The organism is Burkholderia sp. IMCC1007 (assembly GCF_027257875.1).
Classification (GTDB): domain Bacteria; phylum Pseudomonadota; class Gammaproteobacteria; order Burkholderiales; family Burkholderiaceae; genus Burkholderia.
On sequence record NZ_JAPVQY010000045.1, the window covers coordinates 40790 to 63461 of the forward strand.

The window sequence follows — 22672 nt, forward strand, 5'->3', positions numbered from 1 at the left end:
GAGCAACGAGCGATGCAACGAGCGATGCAACAAGCGAAGCGACGAGTGGAGCAACGAGCGATGCAATGAGCGATGCAACGAGCGATGCGACGAGCGGCGCAACGAGCGATGCAACGAGCGAAGCGACGAGTGGAGCAACGAGCGATGCAACGAGCGATGCATCGACCGCTGCGTTCTTCGGTGCCGGATCGGCGCCGTAGCGGCAGGAAAAGGTTCGCGAGAAACGCATTCCTCCGCGATGCTGATAACGGTGTGAAGATAACTTCGTTTGCCGGCTGGGGGCCGGGTGATAGCGTTTCGTTACGCGCTGTTCATAGCGCAACCCGATTCCGGTTTACCCCATTTGCAGGGCCGCGCGGCGGCCCGGAGGCAATGCTATGTCTTCACCCCTGGCGCTGGTGCGCGACGTGTCTTCCTTCGAGTCCGGCAACGCCGCCGACGCGCGGACGTCCGCGTCGCTCGACGTCCTCGAGCAGGTCGTCGGCGTGAACCTCGCGCGCTTGCGTGCCGAGCGGCAACTGTCGCTCGATGCGCTCGCGCGGCTGTCCGGTGTATCGCGCGCGATGCTCGCGCAGATCGAGTCGGCGCGCAGCGTGCCGTCGATCAAGGTGCTCTGCAAGATCGCCGCGGCGCTGAAGGTGTCGGTCGCCGCATTTCTGCGCCGGCACGCGGTGAACGGCTTCGAGCATCTGGCGGCCGAGCGTGCGTCGCGCGTCGTCAGCTCGAACGGCCGCTTCTCGGCGCGCGCGCTGTATCCGGAAGGCGAACCGGCCGCCGCCGAGTTCCACGAGCTGCGGATCGCACCGCTGCATACGGAGCCCGGCGCACGCCGCGCGCCCGGCACGACGGTCAACCTGGTCGTCAGCGAGGGCACGCTAGAAGTCAGCGTGCACGATCGCCGCCAGTTGCTCGCGACCGGCGACGCGATCGTGTTCGACGCCGACCAGCCGTACAGCCTGCGCAACCCGGGCGACAGCGAAGCGCGTGCGTTCCGCGTGACGGTGAGCCCGGAGGTGCCGCCGCGCTGGCTCGTGCCCGACACTGCGCACGCAGCCGGCTGATTCTTCGGCCGGGGCCGGGCACGCGCCCGTGCCCGCCGCGTGCCGGACGCGGGTGCGGGGCCGAATATCGGTCGTCCGGACGATGCCGTTGGACGGAGTCGTCAGTAAGGTTTTAGTTGTGGTTCGCTGCGCGGTGCGCGCAGCTGATGTATGCTTGGCCCGCCGGCCGTGGGGAGTCCGCAGCCGGCATCAGTGCGTCTTCAGGGCGGGGCGAAATTCCCCACCGGCGGTAGGCTGGCGAGAGCCGGCGAGCCCGCGAGCGCCCGCGCATCCGCGCGGGGTCAGCAGATCTGGTCGAATGCCAGAGCCGACGGTCACAGTCCGGATGAGAGAAGATGTGCAGATAGTCATGTCCGTCAGGGCCGCTTTGCCGTGTGTGCGAAGCGGGTTGTCGTTCTGTCTGTTTGCAATGCCCTGAAACGTTTTTCGCCCAAATCGTATTTGCGAGAGCGTTTCACATGTCCTTGATGTCCGTTTCGTCGGCACCGGCCGACGCCTTTGCCGATCTCCCGTTGCTCGATTCCGAACCGGTGCCGCCGCGCATCGCCGCCGCGCTCGACGCGATGCGCGCGGGCCGTGCCGTCGTGTTGCAGGACGATCACGACCGCGAAAACGAGGCCGACCTGATCGTCGCCGCCGAGCGCATCACGCCCGAGACGATGGCACTGCTGATCCGTGAATGCAGCGGCATCGTGTGCCTGTGCCTGACCGACGAACAGGTGCGCGCGCTCGAGCTGCCGCCGATGGTGCAGACCAACGAGAGCCGCAACGGCACCGCATTCACCGTGTCGATCGAGGCGCGCGAAGGCGTGCATACCGGCGTGTCCGCGGCCGACCGCGTGACGACGATTCGCGCGGCGATCGCCGACGATGCGAAGCCGTACGACATCGTGCGCCCCGGCCACGTGTTCCCGCTGCGCGCGCAGCCGGGCGGCGTGCTGGCGCGCCGCGGCCATACCGAAGGCACGGTCGACCTGTCGATCCTCGCGGGCCTGAAGCCGGCGGGCGTGCTGTGTGAGTTGATGAATCCGGACGGCACGATGACGCGCGGCGACGACGTCGAGCGTTTCGCGCAGCAGCATGGCCTGCCGATGCTGACGATCGCCGAGCTGGTCGAATTCCGCGAGGCGCTGGCGGCGGCGCGCGAGCGCTGCTGCGAACCGGCCTGACCAAGAGGGAAGCGGGCGCATCGCTGCGCCCGCGCGACGGCGTGCGCGCGGCGGCGTACGCGAGCGCCGGCCGTCAGGACTGCACGTCGCCGAATTCGCCGCGCTGGCCGGCCGCGACGAGCGCGGGCAGTTCATCCATGTTGCGCATGATCCGCGTGATGCCCATCGCGCGCAGCGCGTCCGCGTAGTTGTCGGGGATGTGGCTCGCGCCGACGAACGCGATCGTCTTCATCCCCGCCGCACGCGCGGCATTCAGGCCCGACACGCTATCCTCGACGACGATGCAGCGCTGCGGCGTGACGCCTAGAGTCTGCGCCGCATGCAGGTACACGTCGGGGTAGGGCTTCGGCCGTGCGACCTGCTCGGAGCTGAACACGCGCTCGCCGAAGATTTCGGTGAGCGACGCGCGCTTCAGCGAGTTGCGCACGCGTACGAGCCGGCTGTTCGAGACCACCGCGGCCGGCAACTCGACCTTCAGCAATGCATCGCGCACGCCGTTGATCGGCGCGAGCGACTGCGCGAGCGCGATCTCGATGTTGTGCTCGACGGTTTCGAGGAAGTTCTCGGGCATCCGGATCGCGAAGTGCGCTTCGAGTCCGGCGAGAAAGCGCGACGTCTGCTGGCCGAACGCGGACTTCGCGGCGGCTTCGAAATCGAGATGCGGGAACGTGGCGGACAGCGTGTCGAGCAATACGCGGTCGGCAATGACTTCGCTGTCGACGAGAACGCCGTCGCAGTCGCAGATGAGGTGATCGAGCATGATGATGAAGAAGCGGGGCGTCGGCGACGCCGATCATGCCGCCATGATACGTGCTTTCGCCGATGCGCCGTGAGGCGTTCGGCCGGTCGCCTTCACCGCCCGTCGATCCCGTGCCGCTCGCACGCATCGGCACGCATCGGCACGCGCTGCTGCGCTGCTGCGCTGCGGCGGCCTGCTCGCGCCGGCCGCCGCAGCGCAGGCGTCACACCTCGACCACGCGCCCCGTTTGCCACGACGTCATCGCGGCCTCGGCCAGTTCGAGCGCGGCCAGTCCGTCGTCGATGGTCGTCCTGACCGGCGTGCCGTCGCGCAGCGCATCGACGAAATGCGCGATCTCGGCCGCGTACGCGTGCCGGTAGCGCTCGAGGAAGAACGGCTCCGGCACGTCCGTTGCAATGCCGTTCGCGGACCACGCGGTGACTTCGGTCGGCCGCACGTTGCCGGCCTGCAGCATCCCCAGGCTGCCGAGCAGCTCGAAGCGCTGGTCGTAGCCGTAAGCGGCGCGGCGCGACGTGTTGATCTGGCACAGCAGCCCGCGCCGCGTGCGAATCGTGACGGCCGTCGAATCGATGTCGCCTGCGTCGCGCACGGCCGGATCGGTCAGGCAGCTGCCGGTTGCATGCAGCGTCTGCGCTTCGTCGCCGAGGATCCAGCGGAACACGTCGAAGTCGTGGATCAGCATGTCCTTGAAGATGCCGCCCGAGCTGCGGATGTAGTCGACGGGCGGCGCGCCGGGGTCGCGGCTCGTGACGACCAGCATTTCCGGCGCGCCGATCTCGCCGCGTTCGACGCGCGCCTTCAGCGCGGCGAAGGTCGGATCGAAGCGGCGCTGGAAGCCGATCATGCAGGTCACACCGCGGCGTCGCACCACGTCCGCGCATTCGCGCGAGCGCGCGACGGTGAGGTCGACGGGCTTCTCGCAGAACACCGCCTTGCCGGCGTTCGCCGCCGCGATGATCAGGTCGGCGTGCGTGTCGGTGCTCGACGCGATCACGACGGCCCGCACCGACGCGTCGCCGAGCGCGCGGTCGACGTCGGCAACCTGCGCGCCGTGCGCATGCGCGAGCGCATCGGCCGACGGCGCGTGCCGGTCGACCACGTATTTGAGCTTCGCGCCCGGATGGCGTGCGAGATTGGCCGCGTGGATCTTCCCGATTCTTCCCGCGCCGAACAAAGCGAATTCGATCATGCTGCTCTCCTGTTGACTCCGTTGTCTTCCGATCGGGCGCGGCACGCATCGGCCGCGGCCCGCGTTGCCCATCAAAACGAATGGTTGATGCCGAGGTTCACGCCGGTCTGCGAACGGCCCGGCAGCGGATTCGCGAGGTTGTCGTTGTCGCTGCAGGGGTTGTTGTTCGCGACCGAGAAATTCGAGCCGCTCGCGTTGCGCACGTGCGCGACGGTCGCGTAGAGCAGCGTACGCTTCGACAGGCTGTACGCGCCGCCGAGCGTGTACATCGACGCATGGCCGGACGGGTCGTGCGTCGCATCGCCCGCGCCGGAACCGACGTGCACGTAGTACGCGGCGCCGCCGAGCGACAGCGCGGGCGTCACGCGATACTGCGCGCCGATCCAGTAGTGGTCCGCATTGCGCGCGAGCCCGGCGGGCGTGTCCGGCGCGTTCAGGTGCGTGTAGGCGGCCTGCAACGTCAGCGCACGCCAATAGAGGTTCGCCCCGGCGAAGACTTCGCGCGAGCTCGTGAACACGTTGCTCATCCGGCCGTTCGCGTCGCGCAGTTCGTCGTACATCGCGCGCAGCATCACGAAGTCGTTGCGGTAGGTGAGCTGGATCCCGTCGCTGCGGCCGTACTCGTTCGCCGCGCCCAGGTTGAAGCCGCCGGCCTGGTTGCCGAGCGCGTACTGCGCATGCAGGCTGAAGCCGTTCCACGACGGCGACCGGTATTCGAGGTTGTTGCTCGTGATCGGCACGTTGCGGCTGCGCACCAGCGCGGTGGCCGAATACGCCTGTTGCAGCAGCGGGTCCATGTCCCACTGGTCGTTCGCGATGAACAGGTTGCGGCCTAAGGTGAACGTGCCGAGCCGGTCGTTGCGCACGCCGACGAGCGCCTTGCGGCTGAACAGGCGGCCGTTGCCGTCGCCCGCCGTGCCCGACATCAGGTTGGTGCCCGATTCGAGGTTGAAGATCACGCGATAGCCGCCGCCGATGTCTTCCTGGCCGAGCAGCCCGAACCGGCTCGCGCCCCAGTCGCTGCTTTGCGCGCGCAGCCGCGACGCGGTGGTGCCGTTGCCGGTCTGCACCTGGCTCACGTAGTCGAGGCCGGCGTCGGCGACGCCGTATAGCGTGACGGACGTCTGCGCGAACGCAGGCGAATAACAGAGGATTCCTGAGCAGCCTAGCGCGGTGAGCGTGATGCGTTTCATGTCGTCTCCAGACCTTGCGTCATTTGTTGTGGATTGTGCTGCTTGCTGCCGTGCATCGCGCGCCTCTTCGGGCGCGGCGCGATGCGTGGCGTGATGCGTGTCGCGGCGGCTTGCGCCGCCGCGCTTCCTCAGCGAGCGGCCAGCTCGCTGCGTACGTAGTCGATGCTCGCGCGCAGCCGGTCTTCGATGTCGTCGGCCTCCGCGATTTCGTTCGCGAACGGCTCGAACGAGAGTGCGCCGTGATAGCCGCGCGCGAGCAGTTCGCGCAGTTGCCGGATGTTGCCGAGCCGGTCGGCGCCGCCGACCAGCACGCGATGGCCGTCGCGCATCCGGTCGACCGGCAGGTCGCTTTCCTCGACGCCCGAGATGTGCACGAGGCCCGTCAGGTTCGGGAAGAAGATGTCTTCGCCCGACAGGTGATGGTGGAACGTGTCGTGCACGAGCCGGAACACCTGTTCGCCGGCCGCCGCGTAGATGCCTTTCACCGCGTCCGACTTGCGGCGCAGCGCGCATTCCTCGAAGCCGAGCGGCTCGATGAAGCCGAGCAGGCCGCGCGCATCGAGGATCGGCTTGAGCGCCTTCAGCGCTTTCACGAGATCCGCATGGCGTGCGTCGGCGTCGCGCGAGTCGGCGCGGGTGTTGGTCGGGCACAGCACCAGCGCACGCGCGCCGCATTGCGCGGCGTAGTCGGCGAGCACGGCCGCTTCGTCCGCGCGCTCGGCGTTCCATTGTTCGAAGCGCTGCAGCGCGTTGATCGTCAGGATCGTCACGCCGCCGGCTTCGGCCGTCGCGCGCACTGCGGCGGCCGGCGTGCCATCGGTGATCTCGACGCCGTTCAGATCGTTGCGGATCTCGATCGTGTCGACGCCGAGCCGCCGGCACAGCGCGACATAGCGGTCGAGCGGCAGGCGCGGCGCGCTCATCCGGTTCAGCGAAAAATGGAATGCGGGTTGCGTCATCGTTGTCTCCTCGGGTCTCGGGTGGGGCAGGGCGAATCAGGTGAAGCTGCGCGCGGCGTTGCCGGCCGGTACGTCGTCCGGTGCCGACGCGAGCGCGCGCCACGTGTCGCGCAGCCATTGCGCGCACGCGACGTTGTTGTCAAAGATCGAATAGCGGGCGCCGCCGCCATAGTCGGGAAACGGGATGAACTCGCAGCTGATCTGCTCGAGCTGTATCGGCCGCGCGTGAACCTGCCACTGCAGCAGGCGCCGCAGCGCCGTCTTCCACGTGTCGAGCGATGCGGCGCGCCACTCGCCGTGATAGGCGCCCGGCGCCGGCGCGACGAACGGATACTGGATCCCGCGGCCGGGCCGGCCGTCCGCGCGGCGCATCCAGCGATTCTCCGGGTTGTCCGGAATCACGCTGCGCGCATGCGCATGGCGAACCCAGCCGCGCGCGATCCAGTCCGCGTAGAGCGCCGACGGCGACGTCGGATCGAGCAGGCGGTATGCGCTGTCGGCCGGCTCGTGCAGGCCCGACGTGTCGAGTTCGGCGCGGTTGCCGATCTTGAACAGCAGGTGCGAATGGTCGAGCGTGATCCGGAACGGCACGCCGGCCTGCTCGACGTGCCGCGCGACGCGTGCGACGCGCGTGAATGCCTCGCTCCACATGTCGACGTGCACTTCGAGGCTCGGCAGGCAACCGACCGGCTCGCCCAGTTCGTATGCGCGCAAGTAGAAATCGGCGACTTCGCGGTCCGACAGCGGATGGCCGTCCGCGTGATGCGCGTACAGCTGGCAGTTGAGTACCGTGCTGCCGAACCGTGCGCCGGCGTCGATGATTTCGGCGACGTGCGCTTCGTCGCGGCCGGCGCGCCAGATGCCGCCGATCGCGCGAATCGGCAGCGCGTGCCGGTCGACCAGCGCGAAATACGGCGACAGGTCCTCGCCGCGCACCGGGTTCTTCTCGACATAGTCGAACACGCCGGCGCCGGCGATCATCCGGAACCGCTCGGCGGGCGTGGGCAACGGCAGGCCGTCGTGTTCGAGCACGCCGTCGAGGTTCACGCCGATGAGGATCGCTTCAGCCATCGTCTGCCGTCCGTCGTTGTCCTGGATGGCTGCCAAATGTACGGACGTGCGGGGCGGCCTGCATGACAAACGTTGACGAAAAATCGCCAATGCGGCGGTCGATTTTCTGCGCCGCGCATTCGCTGCGCGGCGCGGCGTGCGTCAACCCTGCAGATACGCGCTGGTGCGCACGTTGGCCGAGCAGAACACGCGGAACTCGACCGGTTCGGCGGGCGGCGGCTGTTCGACGATCCCGCACGCGTGCAGCACGTGCTGCAGCGCGGAGATCGCCTGGCCGTCGGGGTCCTGATCGATCGCGATGTCCATCGAGCCGGCTTCGATGTACGTGCGGTGCAGGTCGATCATCTCGTGCCCGATCCAGACGACGCGCCCGGCCGCACCCGCCTTGCGCAGCGCGGCCTCGATGCCGGCCGAGCCCGCGCCGCTGTTGTAGACCCCGACGATGTCGCCGTGCGCGCGCAGCGCGTTCGTCACCGCGCGGTAGCAGCGGTCGTCCTGGTCGAGCGTTTCGACCGGCACGTCGTCGCAGCCGAGGTCCGCGAATGCCTCGGTCAGCTGGTCGACACAGCCGGCCATCCGGTCGGCGTGCGCGCGGTAGCCCATGCGCCCGCCCAGCAGCAGCACGCGGCCCGGGCGCGGTGCGAGGCGGCCGAGGTAGTAGCCGGCCGTGCGCCCGGCGCGATAGTTGTCGATGCCTGCATAGTGCACGCGCGCGATGCCGCCGATGTCGGTGACCATCGTGACGACGGTCTCGCCGCGCGCGATCGCGCCGGCCAGTGCGTCGCGCACGCGCGGCGTGTCGCGTGCGGTGACGATCAGCGCCGCGCGCCGGTACGCGGGCCGCTCGATCAGCGCGGCGGCGCGTTCGTCGTCCGCGGCGGGCAGGATGGTCCGGTGTACGACCACGCGCCGGTCGAGCATCTGCAGCGAGCGTTGCAGCGCCTGCTGCAGCCGCCGGAAGAACGGCGCGTCGGTGTCCGGCAGCAGCACGTCGACGTGGAGCAGCCCGTGCCGCGTGTCGGGCAGCTGGCGCGGCACGCCGAGCTGGCGGGCGGCCGCGACCACCCGCTCGCGCGCGTTCGCGGACACGCTGCCGCGCTCGTTCAGCACGCGGTCGACGGTGGTCGTGCTGACGCCGGCGAGCGCGGCGATCTCGTCGAAGCGCGCGCTGCGCTTGCGCCAGCGCGGCCCGGTGGGGTCAGTCATGGTCGTCTCCGTCTTTGTTGTCGCCAGCGGGGTGTGGCGCTGTCCGGAACGCTAAAGCGATGGCGAAATTTCGTCAACGTTTCGATTGAGCGGGGCAGGGCCGTCGCCTAATTTTGGGTCCATGCGAAGCGCTCGCCGCGCTTTCCGCGAACGAGAACCCAGGAGACACGAGTGGCCCATACGGACGACCAGGCGCGCGAGCGCCCCACGGCGGCGCGCCGTCAGGAATACCGAATGATCGGCGGCGCCGGCGAGCGCGCGCGGGCGGCGGGGCTCGTCAACGCCGACTGGTACCGGTGCCCGGTGCCGCGGCCGGTGATGAAGCAATTGATGCAGCGCGACGATGCGCGCGCGATCCGCGACACGCTGATCTGGTACGCGGCGATCGTCGCGAGCGGCGTGCTCGCGTGGCTCGCATGGCGCGCGCATTCGGCGTGGGCGATTCCCGCGTTCTTCGTGTACGGCACGCTCTACTGCAGCCCGGCCGACTCGCGCTGGCACGAATGCGGGCACGGCACCGCGTTCCGCACGCGCTGGATGAACGACGTGCTGTACCAGGTCGCGTCGTTCCAGGTGTTTCGCCGCGCGACGGTCTGGCGCTGGAGCCACGCGCGGCATCACACCGACACGCTGGTGGTCGGGCGCGATCCGGAGATCGCCGCGCCGAAGCCGACCGACTGGCTCGGGCTCGCGTTGAACGTGGTCGCGCTCAAGCACGTGGCGAGCGAGCTGCGCAAGATGATCGCGCTCGCGTTCGGCGGCCGGCTCGACGACGAGGCGCGCACCTACGTGCCCGAATCGGAATGGCCGAAGGTCGTGCGCGAGGCGCGCATCCATCTGGCCGTCTACGCGCTCGTGATCGGCGCATCGCTGTACTGGCACACGATCCTGCCGCTGCTGTACATCGGGCTGCCGAGCCTGTACGGCGCATGGCTGTACCTGTACTTCGGCCTCACGCAGCACGCGGGCATGCCTGAGAACGTGCTCGACCACCGGCGCAACTGCCGGACCGTGATGATGAATCCGGTGTTCCGCTTCCTCTACTGGAACATGAACTACCACGTCGAACATCACATGTTCCCGATGGTGCCGTTCCACGCGCTGCCGGCGCTGCACGACGCGGTGAAGGCCGACATGCCGCCGCCGTACCGCAGCACCGTGGCCGCGTATGCGGAGATCGTGCCGGCGCTGATCCGGCAGACCCGCGACCCGTCCCATCACGTCGTGCGGCCGGTGCCGGATGCGGCGCGCGCGTGACGGGCATCGAACATGCCAACCAAGGAGACACGCATCATGACGCAATGGATCGACACCGGCGCCCTCGACGATATCGACGATGAAGACGTCGCGCGCTTCGACCACGACGGCCGCACGTACGCGATCTACCGGATCGGCGCGAACGTGTACGCGAGCGACGGCCTGTGCACGCACGAGCACGTGCATCTCGCGGACGGGCTCGTGCTCGACCACGTGATCGAATGCCCGAAGCACAACGGACGCTTCGACGTGCGCGACGGCCGCGCGCTGTCGGCGCCCGCCTGCGAGAAGCTGCGCACCTATCGCGCGAAGGTCGAGGACGGCCGCATCCTGATCGAGGTGTGACGCGATGACGAACGACCGTGTGATGGCGATCGTCGGCGCGGGCCATGCGGGCGGCCGCGCGGCGCAGGTGCTGCGCGAAGGCGGCTGGCGCGGGCGCATCGTGCTGATCGGCGCCGAGGCGCACCTGCCGTACGAGCGGCCGCCGCTGTCGAAAGGCGTGCTGACCGGCGAGCGCAGCGCCGCGCAATGCGGGTTGCGCGATCGGGACGCATGGCGGGCCGACGACATCGAGCCGATCGTCGCGACGGTCGAGCGGATCGATCCGGTTGCGCGCGAGCTGCACGTGTCGGGCGGCCGCCGCTTCGATTACGACGCGCTGCTGCTCGCGACCGGCGGCCGCGCGCGCCGCCTCGCGATTCCGGGTGCGGAACGCGACGGCGTATTCGCGTTGCGCACGCTCGACGATGCGGCGGCGCTCGGCGCGCGGCTTGTGCGCGATGCGCGCGTCGTGCTGATCGGCGGCGGCTTCATCGGCCTCGAAGTGGCGGCGTCGGCGCGCTCGCGTGGCTGTCGCGTGACCGTGCTCGATGCGGCACCGCGTTTGCTCGGGCGCGCGGTGCCGGAGGCGATTGCGGCGCGCGTGCACGCGCTTCACACGCAGCAGGGCGTGACGATCGGCCTGAATCGCCGGCCGGTCGCGATCGAGCGCACGCAGGACGGCGCACTGGCCGTCGTGCTCGACGACGGCGACACGCTGATCGCCGATACGGTGGTCGCCGGTATCGGCATCGAACCGGCCGACGAGCTCGCGCGCGACGCGGGGCTCGCCACCGAGCGCGGGATCGTCGTGAACGCGCGGCTCGAGACGTCGGCGCGCGGGATCTATGCGGCCGGCGACGTCGCGGTGTTCCCGAGCGGCGTGTCGGGGCGGCTCGTGCGGCAGGAGACGTGGCACGGCGCCGAAACGCAGGCGCGCGTCGCTGCGCGCAACATGCTCGGCGCCGATGACGCGTATCGCGACACACCCTGGTTCTGGTCCGATCAATACGACGCACAGTTGCAGGTGGCCGGCGAGCCGGCGCTGGGTGAACGGACGGTCGCGCGCGTGCTCGGCGATGATGCGGAAATCCATTTCCACTTCGATGCACGCGAGCGTCTCGTCGCGGCAAGCGGCTTCGGCCGTGCGTCGGGATTCGTGAAGGAAATGCGCGTCGCGCGCATGCTGGTCGAGCGCGGCATCGGCGTGACGCCGGCGGCGGTCGCGGATGCGGCGGTGAAGCTGAAGTCGCTGGTGTCGGTCGCGGGCGATCGATAGCGGCGGTGTCCGGTGCCGGTGCGGCGGCCGTCGGGTGTGAAGCGGGAGGGGAAAGCGCGCGCAACGGTGGGCGGAAGGTTCGGATGCGCGCGGCAATCGCTGCCGTGCGCTCCAACTCGAGCTCGACCTCAGCATCGAGCCCGAATGACCCGACCCGCGATCAGGCCATCGCGTGCAGACGCAGATACAGGCCGGCCGCCGCAGCGCCGCCCAGCAGCGGGCCGATCACCGGCACCCACGCATAGCGCCAGTCGCTGTCGCGCTTGCCGGGGATCGGCAGCAGCGCATGCATGATGCGCGGCGACAGGTCGCGCGCCGGGCTCATCGCATAGCCGGTCGGGCCGCCGAGCGAGATGCCGATGCCGAGCACGAGCAGGCCGACGGGCAGCGCGTCGAGCGCGCCGAGTCCGACTTGCGGCGACGCCAGGTACAGCACGCCGAGAATCAGCACGAACGTGCAGATCGCTTCGGTCAGCACGTTGTGCGTGGTGCTGCGGATCGCGGGCGCCGTGCAGAACACCGCGAGCTTCAGGTCGGCGTCGACTTCCTTCGCGAAGTGCTGGCGATACGCGAGCCACACGAGCAGCGCGCCGGCCATCCCGCCGAGCATCTGCGCGAGGATGTAGCCGCCGACCTTCGACCACGCGAACTTGCCCGCGAGCGCGAGGCTGATCGTCACGATCGGGTTCAGGTGCGCGCCGCTGAACGACGCGGTCACGTACACGGCGACGAACACGGCCATCGCCCAGCCCATCACGATCACGATCAGGTCCGCGCCCTTGCCCTTGGTCTTCGCAAGCAGCACGTTGGCGACCGCGCCGTTGCCGAGCAGCACGAGGATCGCGGTGCCGATGAATTCTGCAATATAAGGTGACATGACTTGTCTCTCGGAGATCGCGGCGGACTCGCGCGTTGCGCGGTCCGCCGGCGTTGTTGTATTTCGTTCGGATTGCTTGACTGACTACTGCGGTACTTACTGCGCGTCGTCGGCCCACGCCTTGGCCGCGCGCACCGCACGCTGCCAGCCGGCCATGCAGCGCTCGACCTGTTCCTTCGGCATCGACGGCGAGAAGCGGCGATCGAGCTGCCACTGGCTGCGCACTTCGTCGAGATTCTTCCAGTAGCCGATCGCGAGGCCCGCGAGGTAGGCCGCGCCGAGCGCGGTCGTCTCGGTGATCTGCGGACGCACCGCATCGACGCCGAGCAGATCTGCCTGGAACTGCATCAGCAGGTTGTTCGCGCTTGCCCCGCCGTCCACGCGCAGCTCGCCGATGCTGATGCCCGAGTCGGCTTCCATCGCGGCCAGCACGTCGAGCGACTGGTAGGCGATCGCGTCGAGCGCCGCGCGTGCGAGGTGCGCGGACGTCGTGCCGCGCGTGACGCCGAACACCGAACCGCGTGCGCGCGCATTCCAGTGCGGCGCGCCGAGGCCCGCGAACGCCGGCACGAGATAGACGCCGTCGGTGTGCGGCACGCTCGCGGCGAGCGCTTCGATTTCAGCGGCCGTCTTGATGATGCCGACGCCGTCGCGCAGCCACTGCACGACCGCGCCCGCGATGAAGATGCTGCCTTCGAGCGCGTACTGCACGTCGTCGCCGATCTGCCATGCGATCGTCGTCACGAGGTTGTTCTTCGACTCGATCGGCTTGTCGCCGGTGTTCATCATCAGGAAGCAGCCGGTGCCGTAGGTGTTCTTCACCATGCCCGAGGTCGTGCACATCTGGCCGAACAGCGCCGCGTGCTGGTCGCCGGCGATGCCCGCGAGCGGGATCCTAGACGCGAACACCGTGGTCTTCGTGTGGCCGTAGATTTCCGACGACGCCTTCACTTCCGGCAGCATGCTGCGCGGGATGTCGAGCAGCTCGAGCAGCTCGCTGTCCCATTCGCGCGTGTGGATGTTGAACAGCATCGTGCGCGATGCGTTCGTCACGTCGGTCACGTGCAGCTCGTGCTTCGTGAAGTTCCACACGAGCCAGCTGTCGACGGTGCCGAACGCGAGCTTGCCCTGGCGCGCCTTGTCGCGCGCGCCGGGCACGTTGTCGAGGATCCAGCGGATCTTGGTCGCTGAGAAGTACGAATCGATCGGCAGGCCGGTCTTCGCGCGCACCTTCGCCTCGAGGCCCTGCTTCTTCAGCGAATCGCAGAAGTCGGCGGTGCGGCGGTCCTGCCAGACGATCGCGTTGTACACGGGCTGGCCCGTCTCGCGATCCCAGACGATCGTCGTCTCGCGCTGGTTGGTGATGCCGATCGCTGCGATCGACGTGCCGTTCAGGCCGGTGCGCGTGACGGCCTCGGCGGCGACGCCCGCTTGCGTCGACCAGATTTCCTGCGGATCGTGCTCGACCCAGCCGGGTTGCGGGTAGATCTGCTCGAATTCCTTCTGGGCGATCGATACGATGTTGCCCTGACGATCGAACAGCATCGCGCGGGAGCTCGTCGTGCCCTGGTCAAGCGCGAGGATGTACTGATCCTGCATGTCTCTCATCTCCATCCGTGGATTGGCGTAGTTGTGATGCGCGCCGCGTGTGGCGGCGCGTCGGTGAATCAACGTCGGTAACGCAACGGCTACTGCAATGACTGCGACGACTGCAATCGAAATCAGGCGTGCGGCGCGTGCGCGGCCGCGAACCATGCGTCGACCGCGGCCGTCACGGCGTCGAGCGTACCGGGCGCGACGTGCAGGCCGAGCTTCGAGCGACGCCACAGCACGTCCTGCGCGCAGGTCGCCCATTCGACGTCGCGCAGGTAGCGCAGTTCGGCGTCGTGAATGCCCGGCGCGATTTCCGCGCCGAGGTCGGCAAGCGACTTCGCACCGTCGACCACGCGCTCCGCACGCGTGCCGTACGCACGCGCATAACGGCGTGCGAGCGCGGCAGGCAGCCACGGATGGCGTTTCGCGAACGCACCGGCGAATGCGTCGAATTTCGCGTTCGCGATGTCGCCGCCCGGCAGCGGCGCGCCGGCCGTCCACGTCTTCGCGTCGCGGCCGAGCGCGCGGCACAGCAGGTCGCCGGCTTCTTCGGCGAGCTTGCGGAACGTCGTGATCTTGCCGCCGAACACCGACAGCAGCGGCGCGCCGGCGCCGTCGTCCATCTCGAGGCGGTAGTCGCGCGTGACGGCCGATGCGTTCGTCGCGTTTTCGTCTTCGAGCAGCGGGCGCACGCCCGAATAGGTCCAGTGCACGTCGGCCGGCGAGATTTTGCGCTTGAAGTAGCGGTTGATCGACTCGCACAGATACTGCGTTTCGTCGCGATCGATCGCGACCTTCGCGGGATCGTTCGTGTATTCGACGTCGGTCGTGCCGATCAGCGTGAAGTCGTGTTCATACGGAATCGCGAAGATGATCCGCTTGTCCGGATTCTGGAAGATGTACGCGTGATCGTGATCGAACAGGCGCCGCGTGATGATGTGGCTGCCCTTCACGAGCCGCACGCTGTGACGCGCGCCACGGCCGAGCGCGCCGTGCAGCACGTCGCCGACCCACGGGCCGGCCGCGTTCGCGACCGCACGCGCGCGCACGACACGGACCGAACCGTCCGCAAGCTGCAACTGCGCTTCCCATTCGTCGCCGTGGCGTTCGGCGGCGACGAGCTTCGTGCGCGTCAGGATCTCGGCGCCGCGCTCCTTCGCGTCGAGCGCGTTCAGCACGACGAGGCGCGCGTCGTCGACCCAGCCGTCCGAATACACGAAGCCGCGCTTGATCGAATCGATCAGCGGCGCGCCGGCCGCATGGCGGCGCATGTCGATGCCGCGCGAGCCCGGCAGCAGTTCGCGTTTCGCGAGGTGATCGTAGAGGAACAGGCCGATGCGGATCAGCCACGCCGGCCGCAGGTTCGGCATGTGCGGCATCACGAAGCGCAGCGGCCACATGATGTGCGGCGCCGCGCGCAGCAGCGTCTCGCGCTCCTGCAGCGCCTTGCGGACCAGTCCGAACTCGTTGTACTCGAGATAGCGCAGGCCGCCGTGAATCAGCTTCGTGCTGCACGACGACGTGTGCGACGCGAGGTCGTCCTGCTCGCAGAGCAGGACCGACAGGCCGCGGCCGGCCGCATCGCGCGCGATGCCCGCGCCGTTGATGCCGCCGCCGACGACGAGCAGATCGTAGCGATTCGGTTGGGTCACCCTGCTGTCCTTATCATCTGATGGAAAGTGGCGAACACAAAATGTTCGAATTCGAAATTTAACGAACGAAATCGAAAAAGTAAAGTTCGATAAAGCGGGGCCAGTAGCGCGCGGCGCGATCCCGGACGATACTGGCGGAATCGACCGTTTCGCGAGGTGAACCATGCGTATTGGGATGTGGGCCGGCGCGTGCGCCGTCGTTCTGGCAGGCTGCACGGCCGGCACGCCGCCGCTCACGGGTAACTGGCGTGCCCCATCGTTCGCCGACCTGCAGGCCTCGTGCGGCGGCGCCGCGCGCGACTGGGGCGCGGACGCGCAGCCGGTCTATTCGACGCTGTACGACGCGTACGTCGCGAAACGGTATCGCGGGCTGACGGAAGCGAACTATTGTGCGTTCGTAAACGAACTTTCGGCGCACTACGCGGCGCCGGACGCGGCGGGGCGCGCCGGCTGGGTCGCGTATTTCAACGGCGCGCGCGCGCAGGCGGTGAGCTGGCGGGCCGCGGTCGACCCGTCGCTGCGCGGCGGCTGACGCGGGCAACCTGCGGGAGATGGAACGAGCGGGGAAAGCGGGGAAGTCGGCGCGGCCGGGAATCCGGCCGGCGCGCTCAGGTCAGCAACAGCGGGACCTTACGAATAGCGGCATTTGATCGATCGCAACGCGGCGTCGCCGGTTTCGGTCACGCAGTACTTGCGTCCCGATCCCAGTCCTTCCAGTCGCACGAGCTGCTGTTCGAGCAGCGCGTCGAGTTCATCTCGATCCATGTCGCCGTGATCAGGGGCGTCCTTCACGAGCAATAGCGTGGCGAATTCATGCGGACTCAGCATTGTTTCTCTCCATGGCAACCGGTTTGCCCGCGCCGCCGGCTCGAATGCCGGTGCGCGATACCCCGCAGGGTATGGCTTGGGGGGAAAGCTGTATTCGCCGGCCTTGAGATTCGCACGCGCCTTGGCACGGGCGGATCGCGCGAACAGGCCGGGGAACTGGAGTCTAGTCGAGTGTGCGGGCAACGACAAATCGTGCCCCGTTAATTTTCCGTTTGACAGGCACGCATGCTGCGAGCGGTTCGGCCGGCGCGCCAACTTCTTGATTTCACTTGAAGTTTTGGGTGCGGTGCAGCATGGCACCGGTCATTCCGCGACGTATACCTGGGTGCCCGCGGCCGCGACCGCATCGGCCATCTCGGGCGGCAGCGGCTTGTCGGTGAAGAGTGCATGCACTTGGCTCAGGTGCCCCTGCCGCACGAGCGCGGGCCGCCCGACCTTCGAATGATCGGCGACGAGATAGACGGTGCGCGCATGCTGCATGATCGCCTCGGCGACGCGCACCTCGCGCGTGTCGAAGTCGCGCAGCGTGCCGTCGGCCTCGATCGCCGACGTGCCGATGATCGCGTAGTCGACCTTGAACTGGCGGATGAAGTCGATCGCGAGCTCGCCGACGATGCCCTTGTCCCACGGCCGCACGATGCCGCCCGTGATCAGCACCTCGCAATCGGGGTAGCCGCTCATCATCGACGCGACGTTCAGGTTGTTCGTGATCACGTGCAGCCCGTGATGGCGGTTCAGCGCGCGCGCGACTTCCTCGGTCGTCGTGCCAAGGTTGATGAACAGCGACGCCTGGTCGGGGATGTGCGACGCCGCGAGCGCCGCGATGCGCCGCTTCTCGTCGTGGAACATCCGCTGGCGCGCTGTGTACGACACGTTCTCCGAGCTGGTCGGCAGGCTCGCGCCGCCGTGGTAGCGGCGCAGCAGGTTCAGGTCGGCGAGCCAGTTCACGTCGCGGCGGATCGTCTGCGGCGTGACCGCGAAGTGCGCGGCGAGATCGTCGACGGTCACGAAGCCGTCGCGCTGCACCCATTCGAGCAATTCCTGCTGGCGCGCGTTGAGGGTGAGGCGGGGATCTCGGGTCATGGCTCGGCGGTCGGATCGTAAGGCGAAGCGGCTATTGTAAGGGGGGAAGGGCGCTCGGCTGGGCCGCCGCGCAGGGTCGCCGCGATTTCGCGCGGGGTTGCCGGCAATTCATGCGCCAACTGCATGGATTCATGTGACAAATGAATTTGTGCGATTGCCTCGATCGCGCTGCAATGGCGGACGGCCCGCACGCGTGGGCGCGCGTTCATTCAGCTTTCGACGAGGTAGAACCGATGACTGGCTTCAACTGGCAGAACCCGTATCCGACGACCCGTATCCCGGTGTTCGCACGCAACGTCGTGTCGACGTCGCACCCGCTCGCCGCGCAGGCCGGGCTGCGGATGCTGTGGAAGGGCGGCAACGCCGTCGATGCGGCACTGGCCGCCGCGGCCGCGATCACGGTGGTCGAGCCCGTGTCGTGCGGGCTGGGTGGCGACGCGTTCGCGCTGGTGTGGGACGGCGAGCGGCTGTCGGGGCTGAATTCGTCGGGCGTCGCGCCTGCCGCGTGGAACCCCGACTATTTCCGCAAGCGCCACGGCGAGAATGCGAGCGGCATCGCGAACAAGCCGACGCGCGGCTGGGATACCGTCACGGTGCCGGGCGTGATCGCGGGCTGGGAAGCGCTGCATGCGAAGTTCGGCTCGCTGCCGTTCGCGGATCTCCTCGAGCCGGCAATCGAGCTCGCCGAGCGCGGCTATTCGGTGTCGCCGATCGTCGCGCACAAGTGGGCGGCCGCGGTGCCCGAACTGCAGGGGCTGCCGGGCTTCGCCGAAACGTTCATGCCGCGCGGGCACGCGCCGCTCATCGGCGAACGCGTGTGCCTGCCGGGCCATGCGCGGACGCTGCGCACGCTCGCGAAGGACGGTGCGCGCGCCTTCTACGAAGGCGCGCTCGCCGACCAGATCGCGGCGTTCTCGCGCGAAGGCGGCGGCGCGCTGACCGAAGCCGACCTGCGCGCGTACCGGCCGGAATGGGTCGAGCCGATCGGCAAGCGCTTCGGCCGCCACACGATTCACGAGATCCCGCCGAACGGGCAGGGCATCGCCGCGCTGATCGCGCTCGGCATCGCCGAGCAGGCGGGCGTGACCGACTGGCCCGTCGATTCGGTCGACTCGCAGCACCTGCAGATCGAGGCGATGAAGCTCGCGTTCGCGGACGTCTATCGCTACGTCGCCGATCCGCGCGCGATGGACGTGACGCCCGAGCAGATGCTCGACGACGCGTATCTCGCGGCGCGCGCGAAGCTGATCGACCGCTCGCGCGCGACGCACTTCGCTTCCGGCCGGCCGCATTCGGGCGGCACGATCTATCTGTCGGCCGCGGACGAGCGCGGGATGATGGTGAGCTTCATCCAGTCGAACTACATGGGCTTCGGTTCGGGTCTCGTCGTGCCCGGCACCGGCATTGCATTGCAGAACCGCGGCCACGGCTTCTCGATGGATCCGGCTTCGCCGAACGTCGTCGCGGGCGGCAAGCGGCCGTTCCACACGATCATCCCGGCGTTCGTTACCGAGGAAGCGAACGGCCGCACCGAGGCCGTGATGAGCTTCGGCGTGATGGGCGGCGACATGCAGCCGCAGGGCCATCTGCAGACCATCGTGCGGATGCTCGGCTACGGGCAGCAGCCGCAGGCTGCATGCTGCGCGCCGCGCTGGAAGGTCAATCGCGACTTCACGCTCGACGTCGAGGCGACGATGAATCGCGACACGGTGGATGCGCTCGCCGCGCGCGGCCATACGATCAAGTCGATCGACGATCCTTACATGGATTTCGGCTCGGGGCAGTTCGTGTGGCGCCTCGATCCGGACGATCCCGAGCGCGGCTACGTGGCCGCGAGCGACAGCCGCCGCGACGGGCTGGCGGCCGGTTTCTGACGGAACGCTTCCAGCGTGATGCGCCGACGGGCGGCCGAACGGCCGCCCGTTTTGCTTGATGCAGGGTACGCCATCGCAACCGCGCAATCCGTTCGAAGAACTCATCTAACGAACGGCAATACACGCGGCGGAACTGCGCCTGTCCGGTATGGTCAGTGCTTGGAAGCACGAAGATCGAAGTCCGGCTAAGATGCCAGAATGGTTCTGGCCGGAGCCATCCACTATAAATGCAAGCAAAACGTCGCCTGCGGGCGCGCCGGGCCGGTGCCGGAGGCACGGGCCGGCCGGTCGCGCGACGACTGGGAGCGCATCACCATGCACACTGAAACGACGCATGTCATGCCGTGGCGTATCGAGGACATCGATCTGAGCCGGATCGATCGTCAGCGCGCCGCTGCGAACGAGGATTTACTGCTGCTGCTGTGCGCATCGTCGTTCATCGAGAGCGGCTCGGATCTCTACACGAGCAACCTGAGCGAGTTCTTCAACGACGATCCGGAAGTTTCCGCGTGGCTCAACAATGCGTGGGAGCACGAAGAATTGCAGCACGGCCGCGCGCTGAAGGCGTATATCGCGCACGTGTGGCCGGAGTTCGACTGGGACACCGCGTTCGCGAACTTCTTCGCCGAGTATTCGAAGACCTGCTCGGTCGACGCATTCGAGAAGACCCGCGCGCTCGAGATGGTCGCGCGCTGCGTCGTCGAGACGGGCACGGCCACGCTGTACCGCGCGATCAACGAATGTTCGGACGAGCCGGTGCTGAAGGAAATCACCGACAACATCCGCTCGGACGAAGTGCGCCACTACAAGCACTTCTTCAAGTTCTTCAAGAAGTACAACAAGCTCGAAGGCAACGGCCGGCTCGCGGTGCTCGGCGCGCTGATGCGTCGCGTGATGGAAATCAAGAACGAGGATTCCGAGATCGCGCTGCGCCACGTGTTCGCGGTTCGTTATCCGGATCGCGTCGGCGATGATCAGTACAACCGCGAGCGTGCAGCCCGCATCAGCTCGCTCGTGCGGCGCAACCTGTCGGCCGACATGTGCGTGAAGATGCTGCTCAAGCCGCTCGACCTGCCCGCGAAGATCCAGCCGAGCGTCCACTATCCGCTGACGAAGATCACGCGGCACGTGTTCATGCGCTGAGCGTCATCGCGCGTCCCATCGGGCGTATGCTGCGGCATCGTCATCCGCTTTCCACCGGGGCCGCCATCATGACCGATTCCCATCGCCACGCGCTCGAACAATGGACGTTCGATGCGTGGCCGCCCGCCGTCGTCGCGCTGTTCGACGGCACCGCGCTCGCACGCCACGCCGACTTCGCCGCGTCGCTGATCGTCGCGACCGACGACGGCCAGTTGCGCACGACGCTGCTCAGCGTCGGCGAGATCTACGCACGCGATGCGGGCACGCTGCTGCTCGCGCTATGGCCGCAGTCGCGTGCGGCGCGCGCGATTGCGCAACGGCGTGCAGCGGCGTTGACGCTCGTCGCCGACGGGGCGTTCTGGCAGGCTCAACTGACGATCGAACCGCTCGAAGGGGACTTCGGCGGACTGGCCGGATTCGCTGCGACGATCGCGCACGGCGATGCGCAGCGGGTCGGCTATGCGCGTCTCGCGACTGGCGTCACGTTTGCGCTGGAAGGGGAGCACACCGAGGTGCTCGCACGCTGGCAGCGCCAGGTCGAGCACCTGCGGCGCGCGGCCGCGCGGCTTCAGTGACCGCGCTGACCGCTGCGCGACGAACGGTTGCGGTTCGGATGCGCGGCATTGCCGTTCGCCGGGCGTGCGCCATTGCCGGCGGACGGGCGGCCGCTGCCGCCGCCAGCGTTACCGCTCGCGCCGCCAGCCGCGCGCGGCTTCGCCGCCTTCGCGGCCTTCGGCTGCGCGTTGCCGTCGCGCTTCGCGGCCGGCTGGCCTGAGCCGCCTGCACGCGGCTGGCGATTGCCGCCACCGCCACCACCACCACCGCTATTGCCGCCGCGCGGCTGCTGGCCGCGGCGCTGCTGGATCGGCTCCGGCTTCGCGGTCGGATCGGGTTCGAAGCCCGCGATCACTTCCTGCGGAATCTCGCGCTTGATGAGCCGCTCGATGTCGCGCAGCAACTGCTTCTCGTCGACGCACACGAGCGACACGGCTTCGCCGGTCGCGCCCGCGCGGCCCGTACGGCCGATCCGGTGCACGTAGTCTTCCGGCACGTTCGGCAGGTCGAAGTTCACGACGTGCGGCAGCTGGTCGATGTCGATCCCGCGTGCGGCGATGTCGGTCGCAACCAGCACCTGCAGCGTGCTGTTCTTGAATTCGGCGAGCGCGCGCGTGCGGGCCGACTGGCTCTTGTTGCCGTGGATCGCCATCGCGCTGATGCCGTCCTTGGTCAGCTGTTCGGCGAGCCGGTTCGCGCCGTGCTTGGTACGCGTGAACACGAGCACCTGGAACCAGTTGTGTTCGCGGATCAGGTGCGTGAGCAGCTCGCGCTTGCGATCGCGGTCGACCGGGTGGATCTTCTGCGCGACGCTTTCCGCGGTGGTGTTGCGGCGTGCGACTTCGATCAGCGCGGGCGAGTCGAGCAGGCTGTCGGCGAGCGACTTGATCTCGTCGGAGAACGTGGCCGAGAACAGCAGGTTCTGGCGCTGCGGCGGCAGCTTCGCGAGCACGCGCTTGATGTCGTGGATGAAGCCCATGTCGAGCATCCGGTCGGCTTCGTCGAGCACGAGGATATCGAGATTCGACAGGTCGATCGTCTTTTGCTGCATGTGATCGAGCAGGCGGCCCGGCGTCGCGACGACGATGTCGACGCCGCGCTTGAGCGCATCGATCTGCGGATTGATGCTGACGCCGCCGAACATCACGGTCGAGCGCAGCTTCAGGTACTTGCTGTATGCACGCACGCTTTCCTCGACCTGCGCGGCGAGTTCGCGCGTCGGCGTGAGGATCAGCGCGCGCACCGCGCGCTTCGCGCCGCGGTGCTCGGCGTAGAACGTATGCAGGCGCTGCAGGATCGGCAGCGTGAAGCCGGCGGTCTTGCCGGTGCCGGTTTGTGCGCCGGCGAGCAGATCGCCGCCGCCGAGGACGGCCGGGATCGCCTGCTGCTGGATGGGGGTCGGCGACGTGTAGCCGAGCTCATTGACCGCCTTGACGAGCGGTTCGGCCAAGCCGAGAGATTCGAAAGACATAGATACCACTCTTCAGTTTTATGATCGGCGACGCCTCGCGCGGCCCGCGCGGGGAACTGGCGTCGCAAAAAGCAAAGGGGGCGCGGGGGGCCCGGTGCGACCCCCCGGGGCCCGGGGGTGGGCGGGGGAGT

General features: G+C 68.2%; 22 protein-coding genes and 1 riboswitch. Of the genes, 10 read left to right on the forward strand and 12 right to left on the reverse strand.

From position 1 onward, the window contains the following. Positions 1-65 precede the first annotated feature (65 nt). The 3 genes from O1Q03_RS29230 (at position 66) to ribB (ending at position 2230) form a co-directional block, all read left to right on the forward strand. Positions 66-200: a hypothetical protein gene (locus tag O1Q03_RS29230; RefSeq protein WP_269507526.1), complete on the forward strand. Its 135-nt coding sequence runs from the start codon at positions 66-68 to the stop codon at positions 198-200. Between the two features lie 177 nt (positions 201-377). After that, a complete protein-coding gene (locus O1Q03_RS29235) occupies positions 378-1061 on the forward strand; it encodes a helix-turn-helix domain-containing protein (protein WP_269507527.1) in 684 nt (227 codons plus the stop codon). Positions 1062-1253: 192 nt separating this feature from the next. Next, positions 1254-1402, forward strand: a riboswitch (FMN riboswitch). A 117-nt stretch (positions 1403-1519) separates the two neighbouring features. Further along, positions 1520-2230, forward strand: a complete 711-nt coding sequence (ribB, locus tag O1Q03_RS29240; protein ID WP_269507528.1) for a 3,4-dihydroxy-2-butanone-4-phosphate synthase — start codon at positions 1520-1522, stop codon at positions 2228-2230. A 73-nt stretch (positions 2231-2303) separates the two neighbouring features. Here the strand turns inward: ribB and O1Q03_RS29245 are convergent, their stop codons facing one another. The 6 genes from O1Q03_RS29245 to O1Q03_RS29270 all read right to left on the reverse strand — a co-directional run bounded on the left by O1Q03_RS29245 (position 2304) and on the right by O1Q03_RS29270 (position 8608). Further along, positions 2304-2990: an HAD family hydrolase gene (locus tag O1Q03_RS29245; RefSeq protein ID WP_269507529.1), complete on the reverse strand. Its 687-nt coding sequence runs from the start codon at positions 2988-2990 to the stop codon at positions 2304-2306. 202 nt (positions 2991-3192) lie between these two features. Further along, positions 3193-4179, reverse strand: coding sequence for an inositol 2-dehydrogenase (gene iolG, locus O1Q03_RS29250; protein ID WP_269507530.1), 987 nt, complete (start codon positions 4177-4179; stop codon positions 3193-3195). Between the two features lie 71 nt (positions 4180-4250). Beyond that, on the reverse strand, positions 4251-5372 hold the full coding sequence (locus tag O1Q03_RS29255) for a porin (protein WP_269507531.1): 1122 nt from the start codon (positions 5370-5372) through the stop codon (positions 4251-4253). Positions 5373-5500: 128 nt separating this feature from the next. Continuing rightward, positions 5501-6331 carry a TIM barrel protein gene (locus O1Q03_RS29260; RefSeq protein WP_269507532.1) on the reverse strand — a complete coding sequence of 277 codons (831 nt, stop codon included), beginning with the start codon at positions 6329-6331 and terminating at the stop codon, positions 5501-5503. A 36-nt stretch (positions 6332-6367) separates the two neighbouring features. Beyond that, the gene (locus O1Q03_RS29265) at positions 6368-7402 is read right to left on the reverse strand and encodes a xylose isomerase (RefSeq protein WP_269507533.1); all 1035 of its coding nucleotides are present in this window, start codon (positions 7400-7402) and stop codon (positions 6368-6370) included. A 141-nt stretch (positions 7403-7543) separates the two neighbouring features. After that, on the reverse strand, positions 7544-8608 hold the full coding sequence (locus O1Q03_RS29270; protein ID WP_269507534.1) for a LacI family DNA-binding transcriptional regulator: 1065 nt from the start codon (positions 8606-8608) through the stop codon (positions 7544-7546). A gap of 171 nt (positions 8609-8779) precedes the next feature. Here O1Q03_RS29270 and O1Q03_RS29275 point away from each other — a divergent pair, with 171 nt between their 5' ends. The 3 genes from O1Q03_RS29275 to O1Q03_RS29285 are packed head-to-tail and all read left to right on the forward strand — an operon-like array spanning position 8780 to position 11465. Next, on the forward strand, positions 8780-9865 hold the full coding sequence (locus O1Q03_RS29275; RefSeq protein ID WP_269507535.1) for a fatty acid desaturase family protein: 1086 nt from the start codon (positions 8780-8782) through the stop codon (positions 9863-9865). A 36-nt stretch (positions 9866-9901) separates the two neighbouring features. After that, the gene (locus O1Q03_RS29280) at positions 9902-10210 is read left to right on the forward strand and encodes a non-heme iron oxygenase ferredoxin subunit (protein WP_269507536.1); all 309 of its coding nucleotides are present in this window, start codon (positions 9902-9904) and stop codon (positions 10208-10210) included. 4 nt (positions 10211-10214) lie between these two features. Further along, the gene (locus O1Q03_RS29285) at positions 10215-11465 is read left to right on the forward strand and encodes an NAD(P)/FAD-dependent oxidoreductase (protein WP_269507537.1); all 1251 of its coding nucleotides are present in this window, start codon (positions 10215-10217) and stop codon (positions 11463-11465) included. 160 nt (positions 11466-11625) lie between these two features. On the opposite strand, the gene O1Q03_RS29290 is transcribed toward O1Q03_RS29285, so the two are convergent. The 3 genes from O1Q03_RS29290 to glpD form a co-directional block, all read right to left on the reverse strand. Further along, positions 11626-12342 carry an MIP/aquaporin family protein gene (locus tag O1Q03_RS29290; RefSeq protein ID WP_059820373.1) on the reverse strand — a complete coding sequence of 239 codons (717 nt, stop codon included), beginning with the start codon at positions 12340-12342 and terminating at the stop codon, positions 11626-11628. Positions 12343-12438: 96 nt separating this feature from the next. Next, positions 12439-13941 carry a glycerol kinase GlpK gene (gene glpK / locus O1Q03_RS29295; protein WP_269507538.1) on the reverse strand — a complete coding sequence of 501 codons (1503 nt, stop codon included), beginning with the start codon at positions 13939-13941 and terminating at the stop codon, positions 12439-12441. Between the two features lie 122 nt (positions 13942-14063). Beyond that, the gene (glpD, locus tag O1Q03_RS29300) at positions 14064-15587 is read right to left on the reverse strand and encodes a glycerol-3-phosphate dehydrogenase (RefSeq protein ID WP_269507539.1); all 1524 of its coding nucleotides are present in this window, start codon (positions 15585-15587) and stop codon (positions 14064-14066) included. Positions 15588-15750: 163 nt separating this feature from the next. On the opposite strand from glpD, the gene O1Q03_RS29305 reads away from it, so the two are divergent. Further along, positions 15751-16119, forward strand: coding sequence for a hypothetical protein (locus O1Q03_RS29305; protein WP_269507540.1), 369 nt, complete (start codon positions 15751-15753; stop codon positions 16117-16119). 98 nt (positions 16120-16217) lie between these two features. Here O1Q03_RS29305 and O1Q03_RS29310 read toward each other — a convergent pair whose 3' ends face one another. After that, positions 16218-16415, reverse strand: a complete 198-nt coding sequence (locus tag O1Q03_RS29310) for a hypothetical protein (RefSeq protein ID WP_044846784.1) — start codon at positions 16413-16415, stop codon at positions 16218-16220. 303 nt (positions 16416-16718) lie between these two features. Then, on the reverse strand, positions 16719-17498 hold the full coding sequence (locus O1Q03_RS29315; RefSeq protein WP_048025981.1) for a DeoR/GlpR family DNA-binding transcription regulator: 780 nt from the start codon (positions 17496-17498) through the stop codon (positions 16719-16721). A 233-nt stretch (positions 17499-17731) separates the two neighbouring features. Between O1Q03_RS29315 and O1Q03_RS29320 the strand changes: the two genes are divergently transcribed. From O1Q03_RS29320 to O1Q03_RS29330, 3 genes are all read left to right on the forward strand, one after another. Beyond that, a complete protein-coding gene (locus tag O1Q03_RS29320; RefSeq protein WP_269507541.1) occupies positions 17732-19372 on the forward strand; it encodes a gamma-glutamyltransferase family protein in 1641 nt (546 codons plus the stop codon). 315 nt (positions 19373-19687) lie between these two features. Continuing rightward, on the forward strand, positions 19688-20515 hold the full coding sequence (locus O1Q03_RS29325) for a ferritin-like domain-containing protein (protein ID WP_269507542.1): 828 nt from the start codon (positions 19688-19690) through the stop codon (positions 20513-20515). Positions 20516-20583: 68 nt separating this feature from the next. Next, on the forward strand, positions 20584-21090 hold the full coding sequence (locus tag O1Q03_RS29330; protein WP_269507543.1) for a hypothetical protein: 507 nt from the start codon (positions 20584-20586) through the stop codon (positions 21088-21090). Here O1Q03_RS29330 and O1Q03_RS29335 read toward each other — a convergent pair. Next, on the reverse strand, positions 21084-22541 hold the full coding sequence (locus O1Q03_RS29335; RefSeq protein WP_269507544.1) for a DEAD/DEAH box helicase: 1458 nt from the start codon (positions 22539-22541) through the stop codon (positions 21084-21086). The genes O1Q03_RS29330 and O1Q03_RS29335 overlap by 7 nt on opposite strands. Positions 22542-22672 lie beyond the last annotated feature (131 nt).

Coding starts and splice junctions, on each gene's coding strand:
- O1Q03_RS29230 (WP_269507526.1), top strand. CDS start 66: ATGAGCGATGCAACGAGCGATGCGACGAGCGGCGCAACGAGCGATGCA.
- O1Q03_RS29235 (WP_269507527.1), top strand. CDS start 378: ATGTCTTCACCCCTGGCGCTGGTGCGCGACGTGTCTTCCTTCGAGTCC.
- ribB (WP_269507528.1), top strand. CDS start 1,520: ATGTCCTTGATGTCCGTTTCGTCGGCACCGGCCGACGCCTTTGCCGAT.
- O1Q03_RS29245 (WP_269507529.1), bottom strand. CDS start 2,990: ATGCTCGATCACCTCATCTGCGACTGCGACGGCGTTCTCGTCGACAGC.
- iolG (WP_269507530.1), bottom strand. CDS start 4,179: ATGATCGAATTCGCTTTGTTCGGCGCGGGAAGAATCGGGAAGATCCAC.
- O1Q03_RS29255 (WP_269507531.1), bottom strand. CDS start 5,372: ATGAAACGCATCACGCTCACCGCGCTAGGCTGCTCAGGAATCCTCTGT.
- O1Q03_RS29260 (WP_269507532.1), bottom strand. CDS start 6,331: ATGACGCAACCCGCATTCCATTTTTCGCTGAACCGGATGAGCGCGCCG.
- O1Q03_RS29265 (WP_269507533.1), bottom strand. CDS start 7,402: ATGGCTGAAGCGATCCTCATCGGCGTGAACCTCGACGGCGTGCTCGAA.
- O1Q03_RS29270 (WP_269507534.1), bottom strand. CDS start 8,608: ATGACTGACCCCACCGGGCCGCGCTGGCGCAAGCGCAGCGCGCGCTTC.
- O1Q03_RS29280 (WP_269507536.1), top strand. CDS start 9,902: ATGACGCAATGGATCGACACCGGCGCCCTCGACGATATCGACGATGAA.
- O1Q03_RS29285 (WP_269507537.1), top strand. CDS start 10,215: ATGACGAACGACCGTGTGATGGCGATCGTCGGCGCGGGCCATGCGGGC.
- O1Q03_RS29290 (WP_059820373.1), bottom strand. CDS start 12,342: ATGTCACCTTATATTGCAGAATTCATCGGCACCGCGATCCTCGTGCTG.
- glpK (WP_269507538.1), bottom strand. CDS start 13,941: ATGCAGGATCAGTACATCCTCGCGCTTGACCAGGGCACGACGAGCTCC.
- O1Q03_RS29305 (WP_269507540.1), top strand. CDS start 15,751: ATGCGTATTGGGATGTGGGCCGGCGCGTGCGCCGTCGTTCTGGCAGGC.
- O1Q03_RS29310 (WP_044846784.1), bottom strand. CDS start 16,415: ATGCTGAGTCCGCATGAATTCGCCACGCTATTGCTCGTGAAGGACGCC.
- O1Q03_RS29315 (WP_048025981.1), bottom strand. CDS start 17,498: ATGACCCGAGATCCCCGCCTCACCCTCAACGCGCGCCAGCAGGAATTG.
- O1Q03_RS29320 (WP_269507541.1), top strand. CDS start 17,732: ATGACTGGCTTCAACTGGCAGAACCCGTATCCGACGACCCGTATCCCG.
- O1Q03_RS29325 (WP_269507542.1), top strand. CDS start 19,688: ATGCACACTGAAACGACGCATGTCATGCCGTGGCGTATCGAGGACATC.
- O1Q03_RS29330 (WP_269507543.1), top strand. CDS start 20,584: ATGACCGATTCCCATCGCCACGCGCTCGAACAATGGACGTTCGATGCG.
- O1Q03_RS29335 (WP_269507544.1), bottom strand. CDS start 22,541: ATGTCTTTCGAATCTCTCGGCTTGGCCGAACCGCTCGTCAAGGCGGTC.